17 protein-coding genes are annotated in these 16,296 nt (G+C 70.9%); 8 read left to right on the forward strand and 9 right to left on the reverse strand.

Annotated features, from left to right (window positions below):
- Positions 1–31: 31 nt before the first annotated feature.
- From ACIBK3_RS23150 to ACIBK3_RS23160, 3 genes are all read right to left on the reverse strand, one after another.
- Complete coding sequence (locus tag ACIBK3_RS23150; protein WP_399368198.1) at positions 32–346, reverse strand: pore-forming ESAT-6 family protein; 315 nt, start codon at positions 344–346, stop codon at positions 32–34.
- Positions 347–400: 54 nt separating this feature from the next.
- Positions 401–727, reverse strand: a complete 327-nt coding sequence (locus tag ACIBK3_RS23155) for a hypothetical protein (RefSeq protein WP_399368200.1) — start codon at positions 725–727, stop codon at positions 401–403.
- Positions 728–895: 168 nt separating this feature from the next.
- Positions 896–2,074 (reverse strand): PP2C family protein-serine/threonine phosphatase, encoded by a 1,179-nt coding sequence (locus ACIBK3_RS23160; protein ID WP_399368231.1) that lies wholly within the window; start codon positions 2,072–2,074, stop codon positions 896–898.
- A 260-nt stretch (positions 2,075–2,334) separates the two neighbouring features.
- Between ACIBK3_RS23160 and ACIBK3_RS23165 the strand changes: the two genes are divergently transcribed.
- Positions 2,335–3,564, forward strand: a complete 1,230-nt coding sequence (locus ACIBK3_RS23165) for a GNAT family N-acetyltransferase (protein ID WP_399368233.1) — start codon at positions 2,335–2,337, stop codon at positions 3,562–3,564.
- A 61-nt stretch (positions 3,565–3,625) separates the two neighbouring features.
- Here ACIBK3_RS23165 and ACIBK3_RS23170 read toward each other — a convergent pair whose 3' ends face one another.
- Both ACIBK3_RS23170 and ACIBK3_RS23175 read right to left on the reverse strand, forming a co-directional pair.
- On the reverse strand, positions 3,626–4,435 hold the full coding sequence (locus ACIBK3_RS23170) for an Fpg/Nei family DNA glycosylase (protein ID WP_399368235.1): 810 nt from the start codon (positions 4,433–4,435) through the stop codon (positions 3,626–3,628).
- 112 nt (positions 4,436–4,547) lie between these two features.
- Complete coding sequence (locus ACIBK3_RS23175) at positions 4,548–5,033, reverse strand: ribose-5-phosphate isomerase (RefSeq protein WP_399368237.1); 486 nt, start codon at positions 5,031–5,033, stop codon at positions 4,548–4,550.
- Positions 5,034–5,248: 215 nt separating this feature from the next.
- On the opposite strand from ACIBK3_RS23175, the gene ACIBK3_RS23180 reads away from it, so the two are divergent.
- Positions 5,249–6,700 (forward strand): amino acid permease, encoded by a 1,452-nt coding sequence (locus ACIBK3_RS23180; protein WP_399368239.1) that lies wholly within the window; start codon positions 5,249–5,251, stop codon positions 6,698–6,700.
- Positions 6,701–6,957: 257 nt separating this feature from the next.
- Here the strand turns inward: ACIBK3_RS23180 and ACIBK3_RS23185 are convergent, their stop codons facing one another.
- Positions 6,958–7,533: a biotin transporter BioY gene (locus ACIBK3_RS23185; RefSeq protein WP_399368241.1), complete on the reverse strand. Its 576-nt coding sequence runs from the start codon at positions 7,531–7,533 to the stop codon at positions 6,958–6,960.
- Between the two features lie 475 nt (positions 7,534–8,008).
- On the opposite strand from ACIBK3_RS23185, the gene ACIBK3_RS23190 reads away from it, so the two are divergent.
- The 5 genes from ACIBK3_RS23190 to ACIBK3_RS23210 all read left to right on the forward strand — a co-directional run bounded on the left by ACIBK3_RS23190 (position 8,009) and on the right by ACIBK3_RS23210 (position 13,462).
- Positions 8,009–9,196: an ROK family protein gene (locus ACIBK3_RS23190; protein WP_399368242.1), complete on the forward strand. Its 1,188-nt coding sequence runs from the start codon at positions 8,009–8,011 to the stop codon at positions 9,194–9,196.
- Between the two features lie 249 nt (positions 9,197–9,445).
- Entirely contained in the window at positions 9,446–10,513 is a 1,068-nt protein-coding gene (locus ACIBK3_RS23195; protein ID WP_399368244.1) for an ABC transporter substrate-binding protein, read from the forward strand.
- Entirely contained in the window at positions 10,510–11,367 is an 858-nt protein-coding gene (locus ACIBK3_RS23200) for an ABC transporter permease (RefSeq protein ID WP_399368246.1), read from the forward strand. Before ACIBK3_RS23195 ends, ACIBK3_RS23200 begins: the two co-directional genes overlap by 4 nt.
- On the forward strand, positions 11,343–12,077 hold the full coding sequence (locus tag ACIBK3_RS23205) for an ABC transporter ATP-binding protein (RefSeq protein WP_399368248.1): 735 nt from the start codon (positions 11,343–11,345) through the stop codon (positions 12,075–12,077). The genes ACIBK3_RS23200 and ACIBK3_RS23205 overlap by 25 nt, the downstream gene beginning before the upstream one ends.
- The gene (locus ACIBK3_RS23210) at positions 12,074–13,462 is read left to right on the forward strand and encodes an LLM class flavin-dependent oxidoreductase (protein ID WP_399368250.1); all 1,389 of its coding nucleotides are present in this window, start codon (positions 12,074–12,076) and stop codon (positions 13,460–13,462) included. The genes ACIBK3_RS23205 and ACIBK3_RS23210 overlap by 4 nt, the downstream gene beginning before the upstream one ends.
- A gap of 56 nt (positions 13,463–13,518) precedes the next feature.
- Here the strand turns inward: ACIBK3_RS23210 and ACIBK3_RS23215 are convergent, their stop codons facing one another.
- The 3 genes from ACIBK3_RS23215 to ACIBK3_RS23225 are packed head-to-tail and all read right to left on the reverse strand — an operon-like array spanning position 13,519 to position 15,122.
- Complete coding sequence (locus tag ACIBK3_RS23215; RefSeq protein WP_399368252.1) at positions 13,519–14,292, reverse strand: SAM-dependent methyltransferase; 774 nt, start codon at positions 14,290–14,292, stop codon at positions 13,519–13,521.
- 12 nt (positions 14,293–14,304) lie between these two features.
- Positions 14,305–14,928, reverse strand: coding sequence for a histidine phosphatase family protein (locus ACIBK3_RS23220; RefSeq protein WP_399368254.1), 624 nt, complete (start codon positions 14,926–14,928; stop codon positions 14,305–14,307).
- A complete protein-coding gene (locus tag ACIBK3_RS23225) occupies positions 14,925–15,122 on the reverse strand; it encodes a hypothetical protein (protein ID WP_399368256.1) in 198 nt (65 codons plus the stop codon). The genes ACIBK3_RS23220 and ACIBK3_RS23225 overlap by 4 nt, the downstream gene beginning before the upstream one ends.
- A 107-nt stretch (positions 15,123–15,229) precedes the next feature.
- Between ACIBK3_RS23225 and ACIBK3_RS23230 the strand changes: the two genes are divergently transcribed.
- Positions 15,230–16,273: a 2-hydroxyacid dehydrogenase gene (locus ACIBK3_RS23230; protein WP_399368258.1), complete on the forward strand. Its 1,044-nt coding sequence runs from the start codon at positions 15,230–15,232 to the stop codon at positions 16,271–16,273.
- Positions 16,274–16,296 lie beyond the last annotated feature (23 nt).

Genomic DNA, 16,296 nt, shown 5'->3' on the forward strand with positions numbered 1-16,296 from the left:
TCCGCGGCCCTACGCCCTACTCACACCCAGCTCAGCCGATGTTGTCGACCGCGGCCTTCGCCCGCTGGAGCGTCGACTGCGCCGTACCGTCGTTCTTCTCCAGCGTCGACTTCAGCAGACCGATGATGTTCTTCACTTCCTGCGAGGCGTTGTTCCACCGCTGTTCCTTGCCGTGGTACTCGTCCGCCACGCCATCCGCCGTGAAGTCCGCCATCGCAGCCTTCACCTGACGGTCACGATTCGCGATCACCTCTTCCAGACGGCCGATCACCACCTGGATGTTGGACTGCGCATCCGCCGACGCACCCGTGTCGTACGACCGACGATCAGCACCCGAACCCGCCATCACACACCACTCCCCGAGAGTTGAAAGAAAGTCCGCACCCAACCACGCCCAGACTCAGCGGAAGCGAGCCGCGTCGAAGTTGGCGGCACCCATCTGCTGGCGGGCGTTGTCGCCCTGTTCCTGGTCGCCGGAGCTGAACGCCGAGTCCATCCCGGACTGACCACCGAGGATCGCGGACAGCGAGGAGTTCAGGTCGGAGGTGATCCGGTCCGCCTGTCCCTTGAACCGGTCGAACATCGCGCGGCCGGAGCCGTTGAACTTGCCCTCCAGCGGCGTCGCCGCCTGCACCAACTGCCGGATCAGCGAACCGAGATCATCACTCGATCCCCGCGAATCGCGCTGCAGCTGCGACAGCGTCTGCGCACCCATGTCGAACTTCATCACGCCTCCCCCGTTGGGTCCTGAGAGTCACATCGTACGCATCCCATCTCTACCAACTCCCGGATTGCTCAGGCAATCGGGAACCGAACGCGGTTACAGAGACAGCACAAATCCATGACCGAACCAGGGAGGCGTAAGCGGACGAACAGGGCAATAAGTGCCGCGAGTTCAGCGGGTGGCCGCCGCCGTCGGGCCCTCTCGGCAGATCAGCAGCAGCGCCCGGTCGTCGTTGACGTCCTTCGCCACGGCCTCGATCAGGTGCCAGGCCGCTCCGTGGAAGCCGCCGGCGACGTAGCGGTCGGCCTCGCCGGTGAGGCGGTCTATGCCTTCGACTATGTCGCGGTCGGACGTCTCCACCAGACCGTCCGTGAACAGCATCAGCACGTCCCCGGAGCGGAGCGAGCCCTTCACGGAGTCGAACTGGGCGCCGTCGTACACACCCAGCAGCGGGCCGTCGGCGGCCTTCTCCTCCCAGCGGCCGCTGCCCGCGCTGAGCTGGAGCCCCGGCGGGTGGCCCGCGGAGTAGAGCTCGTAGTCGCCGGAGTCGAGGTCCAGGACCAGGTGGATCGAGGTCGCGAAGCCCTCGTCCCAGTCCTGGCGGAGCAGGTAGCCGTTCGCGGCGGGGAGGAAGGCGTGCGGGGGCAGCGAGCCCAGCAGACCGCCGAAGGCGCCCGACAGGAGCAGGGCCCGCGAGCCCGCGTCCATTCCCTTGCCGGACACGTCCGTCAGGACGACCTCCAGGGTGCGGCCGCCGTTCGTCCGGGCCGCGACAACGAAGTCACCGGAGAACGACTGACCGCCCGCCGGGCGCAGCGCCATCTCGCGGTGCCAGCCCTGCGGGAGCGGAGGGAGCTTGCTCTGGACGCGGATGCGTTCGCGCAGGTCGAACAGCATGGTGCCGCCGCGCCGCCAGGGCACGCCGACCCGGCTGCGGAACTGCGCGATCAGCAGACCGAAGAAACCGCAGGCCGCGACCACCAGGACGATGCCCGGGGTGACCCTGGAGGGGCCCTCCGTGTACGGGCCCAGTTGCACCGACTCGACGATCAGGGCGGTGGCCGCCGCCGCGTACAGGCCGAGCAGGCTCGCCGGGCGCAGCAGCAGGCCGCCCGCGACGATCGGCAGTACCAGGACGGCCGGCGAGCACCACACCGAGTTGACGAGTGTGGCGGCCGTGATCAGGGGCACGGTGATGAGCAGGCCGATCAGCGCGACCCAGTCCGAGCCGTCGCCGCGGAAGTAGTCCACGGCACTTCTGCGCATGCCGACGCGAGCCCGGTGCCACTGCATCTTCAACCGGGCCGTGAACGTCTCGGCTTCCGCGCGCCGCCCTCGTCCTGCTGCCATTAGTTCGGGACCCTATCCATCGGACCAACTGCTTGGCACGGGAGGTCCCACTTGTCCCCCGTCCGAGGCTCGACTTCACAGTGAACTTCACAGAAGGCCGGCCTGCCGCCATCACGCCGAAATTCCCTGGCCCGTCCCGCAATGCCCTGATAGGCATGGTCCATGGTGACTGACTGTGGGGCGGGCTGTGGGACGGGCTGTGGTGCTGACCGGGGCGCTGAATGCGGGGCCGGCCGCGGCGTCGGCTGTGGGTGGCGATCATGAGTCCTGACGTACGCGTCCTGCGGCCGGACGACTGGGACCAGTGGTACGACAACCTGATACGGGCCTTCGGCGGTGTGCCGGAGTCGTCGGACGAGCGGGAGCTGTGGCGCACGCTCACGGAGCCGGCCCGCTCGATCGGCGTCTGGGACGGGGACGCGTGTGTCGGCACGGCGGGGGCGTTCAGCTTCCGGCTGACCGTGCCGGGCGGCGCCTCGGTACCCGCCGCGGGCGTCACCATGGTCAGCGTGGCCGCCACGCACCGGCGGCGCGGTCTGCTGCGCTCCATGATGCGGCGGCAGCTGGACGACGTACGGGACTGGGGCTGGCCGCTGGCCGTCCTGACGGCCTCCGAGCCCGCGATCTACGGCCGGTTCGGGTACGGCGCGGCGACGTACGGCGTGAACATCGAGGTCGACACGAGTCGCGTACGCCTGTCCGTGCCGCCCGGCACCGATGACGTACGTCTGCGGTACGCCGCGCCGGCCGACGTCCTCGACGCGTGCGAGGCGGTGTACGCGCGGCGGGTGCCCGGCCGGCCGGGGATGCCTGCGCGGCTGCCCGGGTGGGAACGGCTCCAGGTGCTCGACCCGGAGAACGAGCGGGACGGCGGATCGCCGCTGCAGTGCGTGGTCGCCGAGCGGGACGGCGAGGTCGTGGGGTACGCCCGCTTCCGGGTCCGGCCCGGCTGGGAGGTCTCCGGACCCAAGGGTGTGGTGCTCCTCAAGGACACGGAGGCACTCGATCCGGCGGCGCACGCCGCGCTGTGGCGGTTCCTGTTCGACATCGACCTGACGTCGACGGTGAGCGCGCTGGGGCGGCCGCTGGACGACCCGTGGATGTCCATGGTGAGCGACATCCGGCGGTGCGGGCTGCGGGTACGGGACTCCCTGTTCGTCCGGCTGGTGGACGTCGGGGCGGCGTTGGAGGCGCGGACGTACCAGGCGCCGGTGGACGTCGTGTTCGAGGTCGAGGACGACTTCTGCCCCTGGAACGCGGGGCGTTGGCGGCTGACGGGCGACGCCAAGGGGGCGTCGTGCGTTCGTACGACGGACCCGGCTGATCTCGCCCTGTCCGTACGGGAGTTGGGGTCGGCGTACCTCGGCGGGGTGAGCCTCTCCTCGCTGGCGGCGGCCGGACGGGTCCGGGAGCTGCGGCAGGGGGCGCTGGCGGAGGCGGCGGTGGGGTTCGGGTCGGCGGTGCCGCCCTGGCTGCCGCACGGGTTCTAGCGCGGCTCCCACGGGGTTCCAGGGCGGCTCCCACGGGTTCCGGGGAGGCCGCGGACCGGGGTCAGGGCTGCTGGCAGGTCGGGCACCAGAAGAGGTTGCGGGCGGCGAGATCGGCGGTGCGGATCTCGCCGCCACAGATGTGGCAGGGCAGGTTGGCCCTGCGGTAGACGTAGACCTCGCCGCCGTGGTCGTCGACGCGTGGCGGGCGGCCCATCGCCTCCGGTGTGTGTTCCGGGCGGACGGTGTCGATGCGGTTGGTGCGGACGCCCTCGTGCATGAGCTCGACGAGGTCCTTCCAGATCGCGTCCCACTCGGTGGGGGTCAGGTCCGTGCCGGCGCGGTACGGGTCGACGCGGTGCCGGAAGAGGACCTCGGCGCGGTAGACGTTGCCCACGCCGGCGACGATCTTCTGGTCCATCAGCAGGGCGGCGATCGTCGTACGGCTGCGGGCGATCCTCAGGTAGGCGGCCCGCGGGTCGGCGTCGTCGCGGAGGGGGTCGGGACCGAGGCGGTCGTGTACGGCCTGCTTCTCGGCGGGGGTGATCAGGGCGCAGGTCGTGGGGCCGCGGAGATCGACGTACGAGGCGCTGTTCGCGAGTCGGAGACGGACCGTGTCCGTGGGCGGGGGCGCGGGGGCGGCGCCGAAGGTGACCTTGCCGAAGAGGCCGAGGTGGATGTGCACCCAGTCGCTGTCGCGGAAGCCGAGGAAGAGGTGCTTGCCGTGGGCTTCGGTGGCGGTGAGTTCCGTGCCGGTGAGGAGGGCGGCGGCGTCGGTGAACTTGCCCTGGGGGCTGGTCACCCGCGGTGCCGTGCCGGCGAAGGCGGCGGCGTAGTCCTTGGCCAGCCGGTGGATGGTGTGCCCTTCCGGCACCGTGCTCCCTGCCCTTTCCTTCGGTCCTGCGTGTCCTGCGCGTCCTTCATGTCCTGCGTACCGCCGCCAGGGGGCTGCGCCCCCTGGCCCGTGGACCTGTGCCCGGCTGCCGCTACCGCTGCGGGTGATGCGCCGGGATCGGCGGCAGGTCGCCCGTCGTCTCGTAGTCGGCCAGCATCTCGATGCGGCGGAGGTGGCGCTCGTCACCGGAGAACGGGGTGCTGAGGAAGGTCTCGACGAACTTCGTCGCCTCGTCCTGCGTGTGCATGCGCGCGCCCACCGCGACGACGTTCGCGTTGTTGTGCAGGCGGCCGAGGGACGCAGTCTCCTCGCTCCAGGCCAGCGCCGCGCGCACGCCCTTCACCTTGTTCGCCGCGATCTGCTCGCCGTTGCCGGATCCGCCGATCACGATGCCCAGGGAGTCGGCGTCGGCCGCCGTGCGCTCCGCGGCGCGGAGGCAGAACGGGGGGTAGTCGTCCTGGGCGTCGTAGATGTGCGGACCGCAGTCCACGGGGTCATGGCCGGCCGCCTTGAGCCAGTCGACGAGGTGGTTCTTGAGTTCGAAGCCCGCATGGTCGGAGCCGAGATACACGCGCATGGGACGAGTGTGACACGGACGTTTCAGGGCAGCAGCCCCGGGGGCGCGGCACGTGAACTCCGAGCAATGTTACAGAACCTCAGGAAAACCTCAAGTAACGATCTGGATTCAAAGGTTCACGTATCTCTTGGCCTCCGATTCACTGGACCGACTCGTTCACCCCCGTACACCGCTCGTACGCGGGACAGTTCACCCGGCGCAAAGGAAATCCCTCCATGACCTCGCAGCCGACCCTCCCCCAGGCCGGTCACGCCCCAGGAGACCCCGGCGAACCCGGCGGCCCCGGCGGCGGCCTCCAGGCAGGACTCAAGAGCCGTCATCTCTCGATGATCGCCATCGGCGGTGTCATCGGTGCCGGGCTGTTCGTCGGCTCCAGCACCGGTATCGCCACCGCCGGACCCGGCATCCTGCTGTCGTACGCCCTCGTCGGCACGCTCGTGGTGCTGGTGATGCGGATGCTCGGCGAGATGTCCGCCGCGAATCCGACGTCCGGGTCGTTCTCCGCGCACGCGGACCGGGCGCTCGGGCGCTGGGCCGGGTTCTCCATCGGCTGGCTGTACTGGTTCTTCTGGGTCGTGGTGCTCGCGGTGGAGGCCACCGCCGGGGCCAAGATCCTCGAAGGATGGATACCCGCCGTACCGCAGTGGGGCTGGGCACTGATCGTGATGGTGGTGCTGACCGCCACCAACCTGGTCTCCGTGGGCTCCTACGGTGAGTTCGAGTTCTGGTTCGCCGGGATCAAGGTCGTCGCGATCGGCGCGTTCATCGTCGTCGGCGGGCTGGCCGTGTTCGGCGTGCTGCCGGGCGTCGACAGCGACAAGGCCGGGCTGGGCAACCTCAGCGCCCACGGCGGATTCCTGCCGAACGGGCCCGGCGCCATCCTCACCGGCGTGCTCCTGGTCGTCTTCTCCTTCATGGGCAGCGAGATCGCCACCCTCGCCGCCGGTGAGTCGGAGGACCCGCAGCGGGCCGTCACCAAGTCCACCAACAGCATCATCTGGCGTATCGGCGTCTTCTACCTGGGATCCATCTTCGTCGTCGTCACCCTGCTGCCCTGGGACGACAAGTCCATCGCCGACAAGGGTTCGTACGTCGCCGCCCTCGACTCCCTCGGCATCGCGCACGCCGGCCAGATCATGAACTTCATCGTGCTGACCTCGGTGCTGTCCTGTCTCAACTCCGGCCTGTACACCGCCTCCCGGATGGCCTTCTCGCTGGGCGAGCGGGGCGACGCGCCGAATGCGTTCGCACGGGTCAACAGCCGGGGTGTGCCGATGGCGGCGATCCTCGCGTCGGTCGTGTTCGGCTTCGTCGCCGTCTTCTTCAACTACCTGTCCCCTGACACGATCTTCCTCTTCCTCGTCAACTCCTCCGGCGCGGTGGCCCTGTTCGTCTGGCTCGTCATCTGCTTCTCGCAGCTGCGGATGCGGAAGATCATCCAGGCCGAGGCGCCGGAGAAGCTGGTCGTGCGGATGTGGCTGTACCCGTACCTGACCTGGGCGACGGCCGCGCTGATCGTGTTCGTCCTGGGTTACATGCTGACCGACACGGAGCACGACGGGCGCACCACCGTGCTGTTGTCGTTGCTCGTCGCCGCGATCGTGCTCGTCATCGCCGTCGTGAAGGAGCGGGTCAGGGCCGGTGGTCGTACGCTCACGAAGGTCTGAGCGCATACGGACCCACACCGGGCGCACACGGGCGCTCGCGGGTGTGCGCTGACGCCTACGGGCGCTCGCGGACACCCGCGGGCGCCCGCCCGTGTCTCTGCGCGAGATGCCGTACGCCAAGGGCCACACCGTCCACAGCGACCCGGCAGGGGTTGGGGATCGGAGCGAGGGACTGTACGACGCCGAGACGCGAAAGAGGCCCGCCGAGGTGACGTCGCGGTGCGACCCGGCGAACCTCTTCCGCAGGAACTACGGGGTCAGCGCTTGAGGAACTTCCAGGCGGTGGGCAGGACGCCCATCGCCAGGGCGGCCTTCAGCGCGTCCCCGAGCAGGAACGGGGTGAGGCCCGCCGCGATCGCGGCGGAGGCCGAGAGATCGGCGGCGTAGGCGAGGTACGGGACGCCGATGGCGTAGATGATCGCCTCGCCCACCAGCATGGTGCCCGCCATCCGCGGCACCGAGCGGTCGGCGCCGCGGCGGGCCAGGGCGCCCACCGCGGCGGACGCGAGGATCATGCCGAGGATGTAGCCGAAGGAGACGGAGACACCGGAGGTGCCGTTCGCGAACCACGGCACACCGGCGAGGCCGGCCAGCGCGTACAGGACGAGCGCGGACACACCGCGGCGGGCCCCGAGGCCGGTGCCGACGAGCAGCGCGGCGAAGGTCTGACCGGTCACCGGGACCGGGGAGCCCGGCACGGGCACCGCGATCTGGGCGGCGAGGCCGGTGAGCGCGGCGCCGCCGAGCACGAGTGCGATGTCCCGGACGCGGGAGGCGGGGAGCAGGTCGGCGAGGACCTGGCCGGTGCGGGCGGGGGCGACGGCGGTGCTCATGGGGACTCCGCGAAGGTGTGAACGGCAAGGGACACGGTGACGCTATCCCAGCGCGCTCGCGCCGTTCTCCGTCAGCGTTCGACAAAGGGTGGAGCGGGGACTTGGTGGACTCCGGACAAAGGGTGAGGGTTACACCTGGTTTCGCGTGATGCCGGTCACTGAGGTGAAGTGGTCCGGGCTACGAGGAGGCCTTCGTGGGCCTCTGTAGAGAACCACCAAAGGGAGCTGTCGCGTGGACTGCGGCGTGGACACGTGCCGTCTCGCCCGTCGGTCGCCGTCTGGGCAGCGGTGGGGGCTTTTGCTAGCTTCGTGCACATGGTCGCCCAGTCCCGGAACTTCTCGTCGCGTCGCTATGTCGACCTGCGACGCGTGGGCACGGCCACCTGTCGCCGCCCCTGAGGCGGGCGGAGCGGCTCCGACGCGCCTCGATGCATGAGACGGCGCAGTGTCGGACCCGTTCCCGAGGAAGTTCCCCATGCCCCGTACCGCGGCACCACCTCTCACCTCCCCCGTACCCCGCGCCGCCGACAGCGACCGGCGCCGCACGAACGCGAGCGTCGTCCTGCGGTCCGTGCTGGAGCACGGACCCGTCGCCCGCAGCACCATCTCCCGGCTGACCGGGCTGTCCCCGGCGTCGGTCACCGACTACTGCGCCCTCTTCACCGAGGCCGGGCTGATCCGCGAGGCCGCCGCGCCCCGACGGTCCCAGGGTGTGGGCCGGCCACATGTGCCCGTCGACCTGGACGACTCCCGGTTCGTGGTGGGCGCGGTCCATGTGGCCGTGCCCTTCACGACGGTCGCGGCACTCGATCTGCGGGGACGGGTGCTGGCCGAGCGGCGGTTGAAGTACGAGCGTACGGATCCCACGTCCGTGCTGGCACGCGCCGCCGACGGCCTGGTGGCCCTGCTGGACGAGGCCCCGGGGCGCCGGCCCCTGGGCGTCGGTTTCGCGTCCGGCGGCTGGGTGGACCGGGAGACCGGGACCGTCGTCGCACACCCGCTGCTGGGCTGGCGCGAGGTCCCGGCACGGGAGGTGATCGGCGCCCGCACCGGGCTGCCGGTCCATGTGGACGGGCACGCGCGGGCGTTGGTCAACGCCGAGCGGCTTTTCGGGCGGGCGCGCGGCAGCCGGAGCGTGCTGCACCTGTTCGTCGGCAACGTGGTTGACGCGGCGTTCGCGACCAACGACGAGGTGCACCACGGCCCGCGCTCGCAGGCAGGCACGATCGCGCATCTGCCCGTTCCGGGCGGCACGGAAGCCTGCGACTGCGGCCGGACCGGCTGCCTCCAGGCCGAGTTGAGCGAGCGGACGCTGTGCCGGCGGGCGCGCGCGGCGGGCATCATGGCCGGGGTGAACCCGATGCGTGTGGTGTCCGCGGCGGCCGGCGGCGACGCGGTGGCCGTACGGTTGCTGGTGGAGCGGGCGCGGATGGTGGGTCGGGCAGTGGGGCTGCTGCTGGACGTGCTGAACCCGGAGCGGGTGGTCGTCACCGAGATCGGGATCATCAGCCGCGCGGACTGCCTTTCCGCGCTGCGGGAAGCAGTCGGTCCGGACCGGGCGGCGGACGTGGTGCCGACGAGTTTTCCGGATTCCGTGCTGGCCGTGGCGGGCGGTGCGGTGGCACTGGACGTGCTCTACCGGGATCCGTTGAGGGTATTTTGAGGACCCGTCGAGGGTTTGCCGGTGATCGTTCGAGCGTGCCACCGGGGCCGAATTAATTCAGAAAATCCGAATGTTGACAGGGGGTGCGCGTGACCGGGAACATCCTTCTCATGAGCTGTCGCACCCTTTGTTGCTGACGCGCCGACGCGCCCGGAGCGCCTCCTTCTTGCCGCGTGAATTCCCGTTCTGGCTTTTCCTTGCCCGGATTCCGCGCGCCTTCTCACCACTTCATCCCACGGAGTTTCCGTCATGCCATCTCTGTCTGCCTCCGGTGTCGACCGGCGGCTCTTCCTGACCTCACTGCTCGGCGTCTCGGCCGCCGCCGTCGGCCTGAGCGGCTGCGCCCAGAGCAGCGCCGCCACCAGCGCGAAGGGTGACCTGTCCGCTCCACTGGCCGGCAAGGTCCCGGCCGGTACGAGCCTGAAGATCGCCTCGTACCAGAACGCCCAGCAGCTCCAGTTCAAGCTCGCCAAGCTGGGCGACCCACCGTACAAAGTGAGCAGCTGGGCGAACATCGGCGCCGGCCCCGATGTCATCAACGCCTTTCGCGCCGGCTCCCTGGACGTCGCCAACAACGCGGGAATCCCGCCGATCCAGGCGCATTTCCAGGGATACGACGCGAAGATCGTCGCGATCGACATCACCCGCAAGCCGAACTATCTCTTCGCCACCAAGCCCGGCAGCGACATCCGTACGGTCGCGGACTTCAAGGGGAAGAAACTCGCCTTCTCGCAGGGGCAGGCGCAGGGTGTCGTCCTTCTGCGTGCGCTCAAGAAAGCGGGGCTGGCGTACGACGACGTGAAACTCGTCCCGCTGACCAGCAACCAGTTCCTCACCGCGCTGCAGTCCGGCCAGGTCGACATCGCTCCGCTCGCCAACCAGCAGGCGCCCGCCTATCTGAAGCAGTACGAGTCCAAGGGTGCCCGTGCCATCACCACCGACGTGGTGGACCTGCTCAACCTGCTCTGGGCGCCGGCCTCCGTACTGGCCGACTCCGCGAAGGCGGCCGCGGTCGCCGCGTACATCCCGTACTGGGCCAAGGGCCAGGTGTGGCAGTACGAGCACCCGGACGTCTGGAACAAGGAGTTCTACGTCGGGACGCAGAACCTGACCCTCACACAAGCACAGTCGATCACCGAGCTCGCCAACAAGCCGTTGTTCCCGCCGAGTTGGGACGAGGCGATCAAGTGGGAGCAGGAGACGGCCGATCTGCTGGCAGAGGGCGGCTTCGTGAAGAAGTTCGACGTGGGCTCGCTGTTCGACCACCGCTTCGAGGGCATCGCCGCGAAGTCCGTCCCCGCGGAGTACCGAAGGTGACCGCCGTGACCACGACCGCAGCGGCCGTCGCCGCCCCGGAGACCGGCTCCCCAAAGGCCGGCTCCCCGGTCCGCGGGCGCCGCCGGCTCTCCCCCGGGAAAAGCCTGCCCGCCTCCCGGCTGATCGGACCGGTCCTCTTCCTCGCCCTGTGGGCCACCGCCTCCGCCGCCGGACAACTCGACCCGGCGGCGATCCCGGCGCCCTGGACGGTGGTGCGGACCGGCGCTCACCTGTGGACCGCCGGGACCCTGCCCACCGACATCCTGACCTCGCTGCGACGCGCCGGATCCGGGTTCGCGATCGGTCTGACCGCCGGCGTCGCGCTCGCCCTGGCCTCCGGGCTCAGCCGGGCCGGGGAGGCGCTGATCGACGGGACCGTGCAGCTCAACCGGGCGATCCCGACCCTCGGTCTGATCCCGCTGTTCATCCTCTGGCTGGGCATCGGCGAGACCTTCAAGATCGCGATCATCGCCATCGTCGTGTACGTCCCGGTCTACCTCAACACGCACGCCGCGCTGTCCGGCATCGACCACCGGTACGTCGAACTCGCCGAGGTCCAGGGCCTGTCGAGGTTCGCCTTCGTCCGGCAGATCGTCATCCCCGGCGCGCTGCCCGGCTTCTTCGTCGGGCTCCGGCTCGGGGTGACCGGCTCCTGGCTGGGCCTGGTGGTCCTGGAGCAGATCAACGCCACCAGCGGACTCGGCTACATGATGTTCCAGGCCCAGAACTACGGCCAGACGGACGTCATCCTCGTCGGCCTCGTCATCTACGGCTTCTTCGGCCTGGTCTCCGACAGCGCGGTCCGTCTGATCGAACGGAGGGTGCTGTCATGGCGCCGCACACTGAGCAGCTGACCCGGCCCACCGTCCGGCTCCGGGGCCTGACCCGGTCGTTCGACGGGCGTACGGTCCTCGACGGCATCGACCTCGACCTGCCGCCCGGGCAGTTCACGGCCCTGCTCGGGCACAGCGGCTCCGGCAAGAGCACCCTGCTGCGGGCGATCGCGGGTCTCGACCACGAGGTGTCGGGCAGCGGTGACCTCACCGCACCCGAGCGGGTGTCCGTGGTCTTCCAGGACTCGCGGCTGCTGCCCTGGCGACGGGTGCTGGACAACGTACTGCTGGGGACGGAGGGCAGTCAGGCGGCCGGGAAGGGCCGGGCCGCGCTCGCCGAAGTGGGTCTGGCCGGCCGCGAACGGGCCTGGCCCAACGAGCTGTCCGGCGGGGAGGCCCAACGTGCCGCCCTCGCCCGCTCGCTGGTCCGGGAGCCCGAACTCCTGCTGGCGGACGAGCCGTTCGGCGCGCTGGACGCGCTCACCCGGATCAAGATGCACGGGCTGCTGCGGGAGCTGTGGAAGCGGCACCGGCCCGCCGTGCTGCTGGTCACCCATGACGTGGACGAGGCGATCGTGCTCGCCGACCGGGTGCTCGTGCTCGACCAGGGCCGTATCGGCCTCGACCTGACCATCGACCGCCCGCATCCCCGTTCCTACCGGGATCCGCTGCTGGGCGAGTACCGGGAGCGGCTGCTGGCCGCGCTCGGCGTGACGGAGGACCAGAAGTGACCAGACAGCTCCACCTCAACGCGTTCCTGATGAGCACCGGCCACCACGAGGCGTCGTGGCGGCTGCCGGAGAGCGACCCGTACGCCCATGTGGACCTCGCCCACTACGTCCGCCTGGCCCGGACCGCGGAGCGCGGCACCTTCGACTCCCTGTTCCTGGCCGACGGACCGCAGTTGTGGGGCAACGTCGCCCAGCGCCCCGGCGGCGCCCTGGAACCGCTCACCCTGCTCACCGCCCTGGCGACGGCCACCGAGCACATCGGCCTGATCGCCACCGCCTCCACCTCCTACAACTCCCCCTACAACCTGGCCCGCAAGTTCGCCTCCCTCGACATCATCAGCGGCGGCCGGGCGGGCTGGAACGTCGTCACCACGGCCGGCGCGGAGGCCGCCCGCAACTTCGGCCTGGACGCCGAACCCGCGCACGCCGAGCGGTACGCCCGTGCCGCCGAGTTCCTCGACGTGGCCCTCAAGCTCTGGGACAGCTGGGAGGACGACGCGATCGTCGCCGACAAGGCGGCCGGCGTCTGGGGCGACGACACGAAGATCCATCCGCCCCGGCACCAGGGGACGTACTTCAGCGTCGAGGGCGCCCTCAACGTGCCGCGCACACCGCAGGGTTACCCGCTGCTGGTGCAGGCGGGGTCGAGCGAGGACGGAAAACGCTTCGCGGCCCGGTACGCGGAGGCCGTGTTCACCGCCCAGCAGACCATCGAGGACGCGCAGGCCTTCTACGCCGACCTCAAGTCCCGTACGGCGGCGGCCGGCCGTGACCCCGAGCACATCAAGGTGCTGCCCGGCATCGTCCCGGTGCTCGGCTCCACCGAGGCGGAGGCGCTGGCGGCCGAGCAGCTCCTGGAGGACCACATCGTGTACACGCACGGAGTGAGCCGTCTGGAGAGCCTGCTGCAACTGGAGCCCGGGACACTGGAGTTGGACGCCCAGCTGCCGGCCGATCTGCCGCCGGAGAGCGCGATCGAGGGCGCCAAGAGCCGCTACACCCTCATCGTCGAACTGGCCCGGCGTGAGCGGCTCACCGTACGGCAGCTGGTCGGACGGCTCGGCGGCGGGCGCGGGCACCTCACCTTCGCCGGGACGCCCGAGCAGGTCGCCGACGCGATCGAGACCTGGTTCACGCACGGCGCCGCCGACGGCTTCAACATCATGCCGCCCGTCCTGCCGTCCGGACTCGACCTCTTCGTCGAGCACGTCGTCCCGCTCCTGCGCACACGCGGTCTGCTCCGCACGGAGTACGGGCCCCGACGCACCCTGCGGGACCGCTACGGACTGCCCCGCCCGGCGAACCAGTACGCCGACCGTGGCGAGGCGACCGCGACCACCACCGCAAGCTCACCCGCGACCCCGGTCGCGACCGCCCTCGTCTGACGGACGGCACGGCGGCGGCCGGACGGCACGGCGGCCACGACCGGGGCCCGTGGTGATCAGGGCTTGCGGCCGAGGCCTCCGTGCTGGCCGATCGCGACCGGTGCCTCCTCGTCGGGGCGCCAGAGCGGGACCGGGACCACGCCCGGTTCCACCAGGTCCAGGCCCTCGAAGAAGGCCTCGATCTGGTCGACCGGGCGCAGGAAGTAGGGGACCGCGCCGGTCTCGTTGTAGGCGTCCTGGGCCCGTTCGTAGGCCGGGTCGGTGCCGCGGGAGCCGTCGTTGACGGAGAGGTAGCTGCCTGAGGGGAGGCCGGCCAGGAGGCGGCGGACGATGTCACGGGCCTGGTCGTAGTCCGTGACGTGGCCGAGGATGCCGCTGAGGATCAGGGCGATGGGCTGCTCCCGGTCGAGGGTCCCGGCCGCCGCCTCGATGATGCGCTCCGGCTCGAAGAGGCTGATGTCCTCGTACGCCGTCGCGCCCTCGGGCGTGGACGTGAGCAGGGCGCGGGCGTGTGCGAGGACCAGCGGGTCGTTGTCGACGTAGACGATCCGGGACTCGGGGGCGAGGCGCTGGGCGACCTCGTGGGTGTTGTCGACGGTGGGCAGGCCGGTGCCGACGTCCAGGAACTGCCGGACGCCCGCCTCGCGGACCAGGTACCGGATGCTGCGGCCGAGAAAGGCGCGGCTGCCGCGGGCGATGGTGACGATGCCGGGGAAGACGGCGGTGTAGGCGTCGCCGGCCGCCTCGTCCACCGGGTAGTTGTCCTTGCCGCCGAGCCAGTAGTTCCAGATCCGGGCCGAATGCGGCACCGAGGTGTCGATCTCCGTCATGCGCCCATGGTGCTACGCCGCGTCCGTCCCGCACGGCACATTGAGTGAGAGAAGTGCGGCGGAACCGTCGCTGTTCATACGGAGTTCGCTGATCGCCGCGTTACGCAACCGTGGGAACACTCTGCGGTACTCCCGGGCCGGGATCGAGAGCAGGGTGCACAGGACGAGACGCAACAGGGTGTTGTGGGCGACGACGAGCACCCGTTCGCCGGGGTGGGCGGCGGCTGTGCGGCGCAGGGCGGCGGCTCCGCGGGCGGCCGCGGCCGGCGGATCCTCGGCACCGGGGAAGGGGTGCGCGACCGGGTCGGCGCGGAATGCCTCCGCGGCCGTGGGGTCCTCGGCCGCGAACTCGGCGAGCGTACGGCCCTCCAGAACGCCGAAGTCGCACTCCCGCAGGGCGGGTTCGCGGTGCGGGGTGAGGCCGAGGGCACGGCAGGCGGGCTCGGCGGTGGCGACGGCCCGGGAGAGCGGGGAGGTCCAGATCGCGTCGACTGGGTGGGCGGCGACCCAGCGGCCGAGCGCCTCGGCCTGGGCACGGCCGGTGTCGGTGAGGGCCACGTCGCTGATCCCCGCGTAACGGTTCTCGGCGTGCCAGATCGTCTGTCCGTGCCGGGCCAGCAGCAAGGTCGTCGTCATGACCGAGCAGTATCCCGGTCGAGGCGGATGCGCGCGTGCGCGGCGGCCGGTTCCGGGAGCCGGCCGCGGGCCGTGAGTGCGTCGAGGAGGCGGGCGTACGACTCGGCGCACAGGGCCGCGGGGCGGTGGCGTCCGGCGCGGACACTCCGCGTGCCCAGGCCGGTTCCGGGCCCCGCGGTGTTCGTCTCCGCCATCCGGCCTGCCACCTGGCCATCCGGACCTGCCACCTGTACGGGGTCTATGCCTACCCCGGACACGCGGCTCACCATCGATCAGTGAAGCGGACGAGTGGAGGGCGACGATGAGCGAACGGAACGGTCCGGTGCGTGTCGTGGCGGCCGGCGACCACTTCGTCCTGCCGGGGCTGATCGCACGGGCGGTCGGTCACGAGCTGGGCGAACGACCGGTGGACGTACGGGAGGTGACGCTCGGCTGGCCGCTGGAGCCGTTCGGGCCGGTGGCCGAGGTGCAGGAGGCGAGCGACGCCGAGGACGAGATGATCGAGTCGCTCTCCGACGGAGGTGAGGTGCTGGTCACCCAGATGGGCCCGGTCACCGAACGCGTCCTGGCGGCCTGCCCCGACCTGCGCCTGGTCGTGGTCTGCCGCGGCGGCCCGGTGAACGTCAACCTGGACGCGGCGAAGGCCCACGACGTCCGGGTGTGCTTCGCGCCCGGCCGCAACGCCGCCGCGACAGCCGAGTTCACCGTCGGCCTGCTGCTGGCGGCCCTGCGGCGCATCCCACAGGCCCACGACCTGCTGACCCGGCAGGGCAGCTGGGAGGGCGCCGCCTACTACACGTACGAGCACAGCGGCCTGGAGCTGGAGGACCTGCCCGTCGGACTGATCGGCTACGGAGCCGTCGGCAGCCGGGTCGCGCGCGTGCTGTGCGCCTTCGGCGCGCAGGTGACGGTGTACGACCCCTATGTGCGCGGCGAGATCCACGGCCTGCGGGTGTCCTCCCTCGACGAGCTTCTCTCCGGTTCCCGCGTGGTCACCCTGCACGCCCGCCTCACCTCCGAGACCCGCGGCCTGCTCGGCGCCCGCGAGCTGGGCCGGCTGCCGCGCGGCGCGGTGGTGGTGAACGCGGCGCGCGGACCGCTCCTGGACGAGGGGGCGCTGTGCGACGCGCTGGAGAGCGGTCAGGTGTCGGCGGCTGCCCTCGACACGTACGAGCACGAGCCGCTGCCCGCCGACTCGCGGCTGCGGGCTCTCGCCGAGCGCGTGGTGCTGACCCCGCACCTGGGCGGCGCCAGCCGCGCGGTCGCGGAGAAGGCGGCGGCGATCGCGGCCGCGGAGGTGGGCCGCTGGGTGCGCGGAGAGCCGTTGGCGCACTGCCTGACGTGACCTCGGCGACTGCCGCGACGACA

The organism is Streptomyces sp. NPDC050287 (assembly GCF_044459385.1).
In the GTDB taxonomy this organism is placed as follows: Bacteria; Actinomycetota; Actinomycetes; order Streptomycetales; family Streptomycetaceae; genus Streptomyces.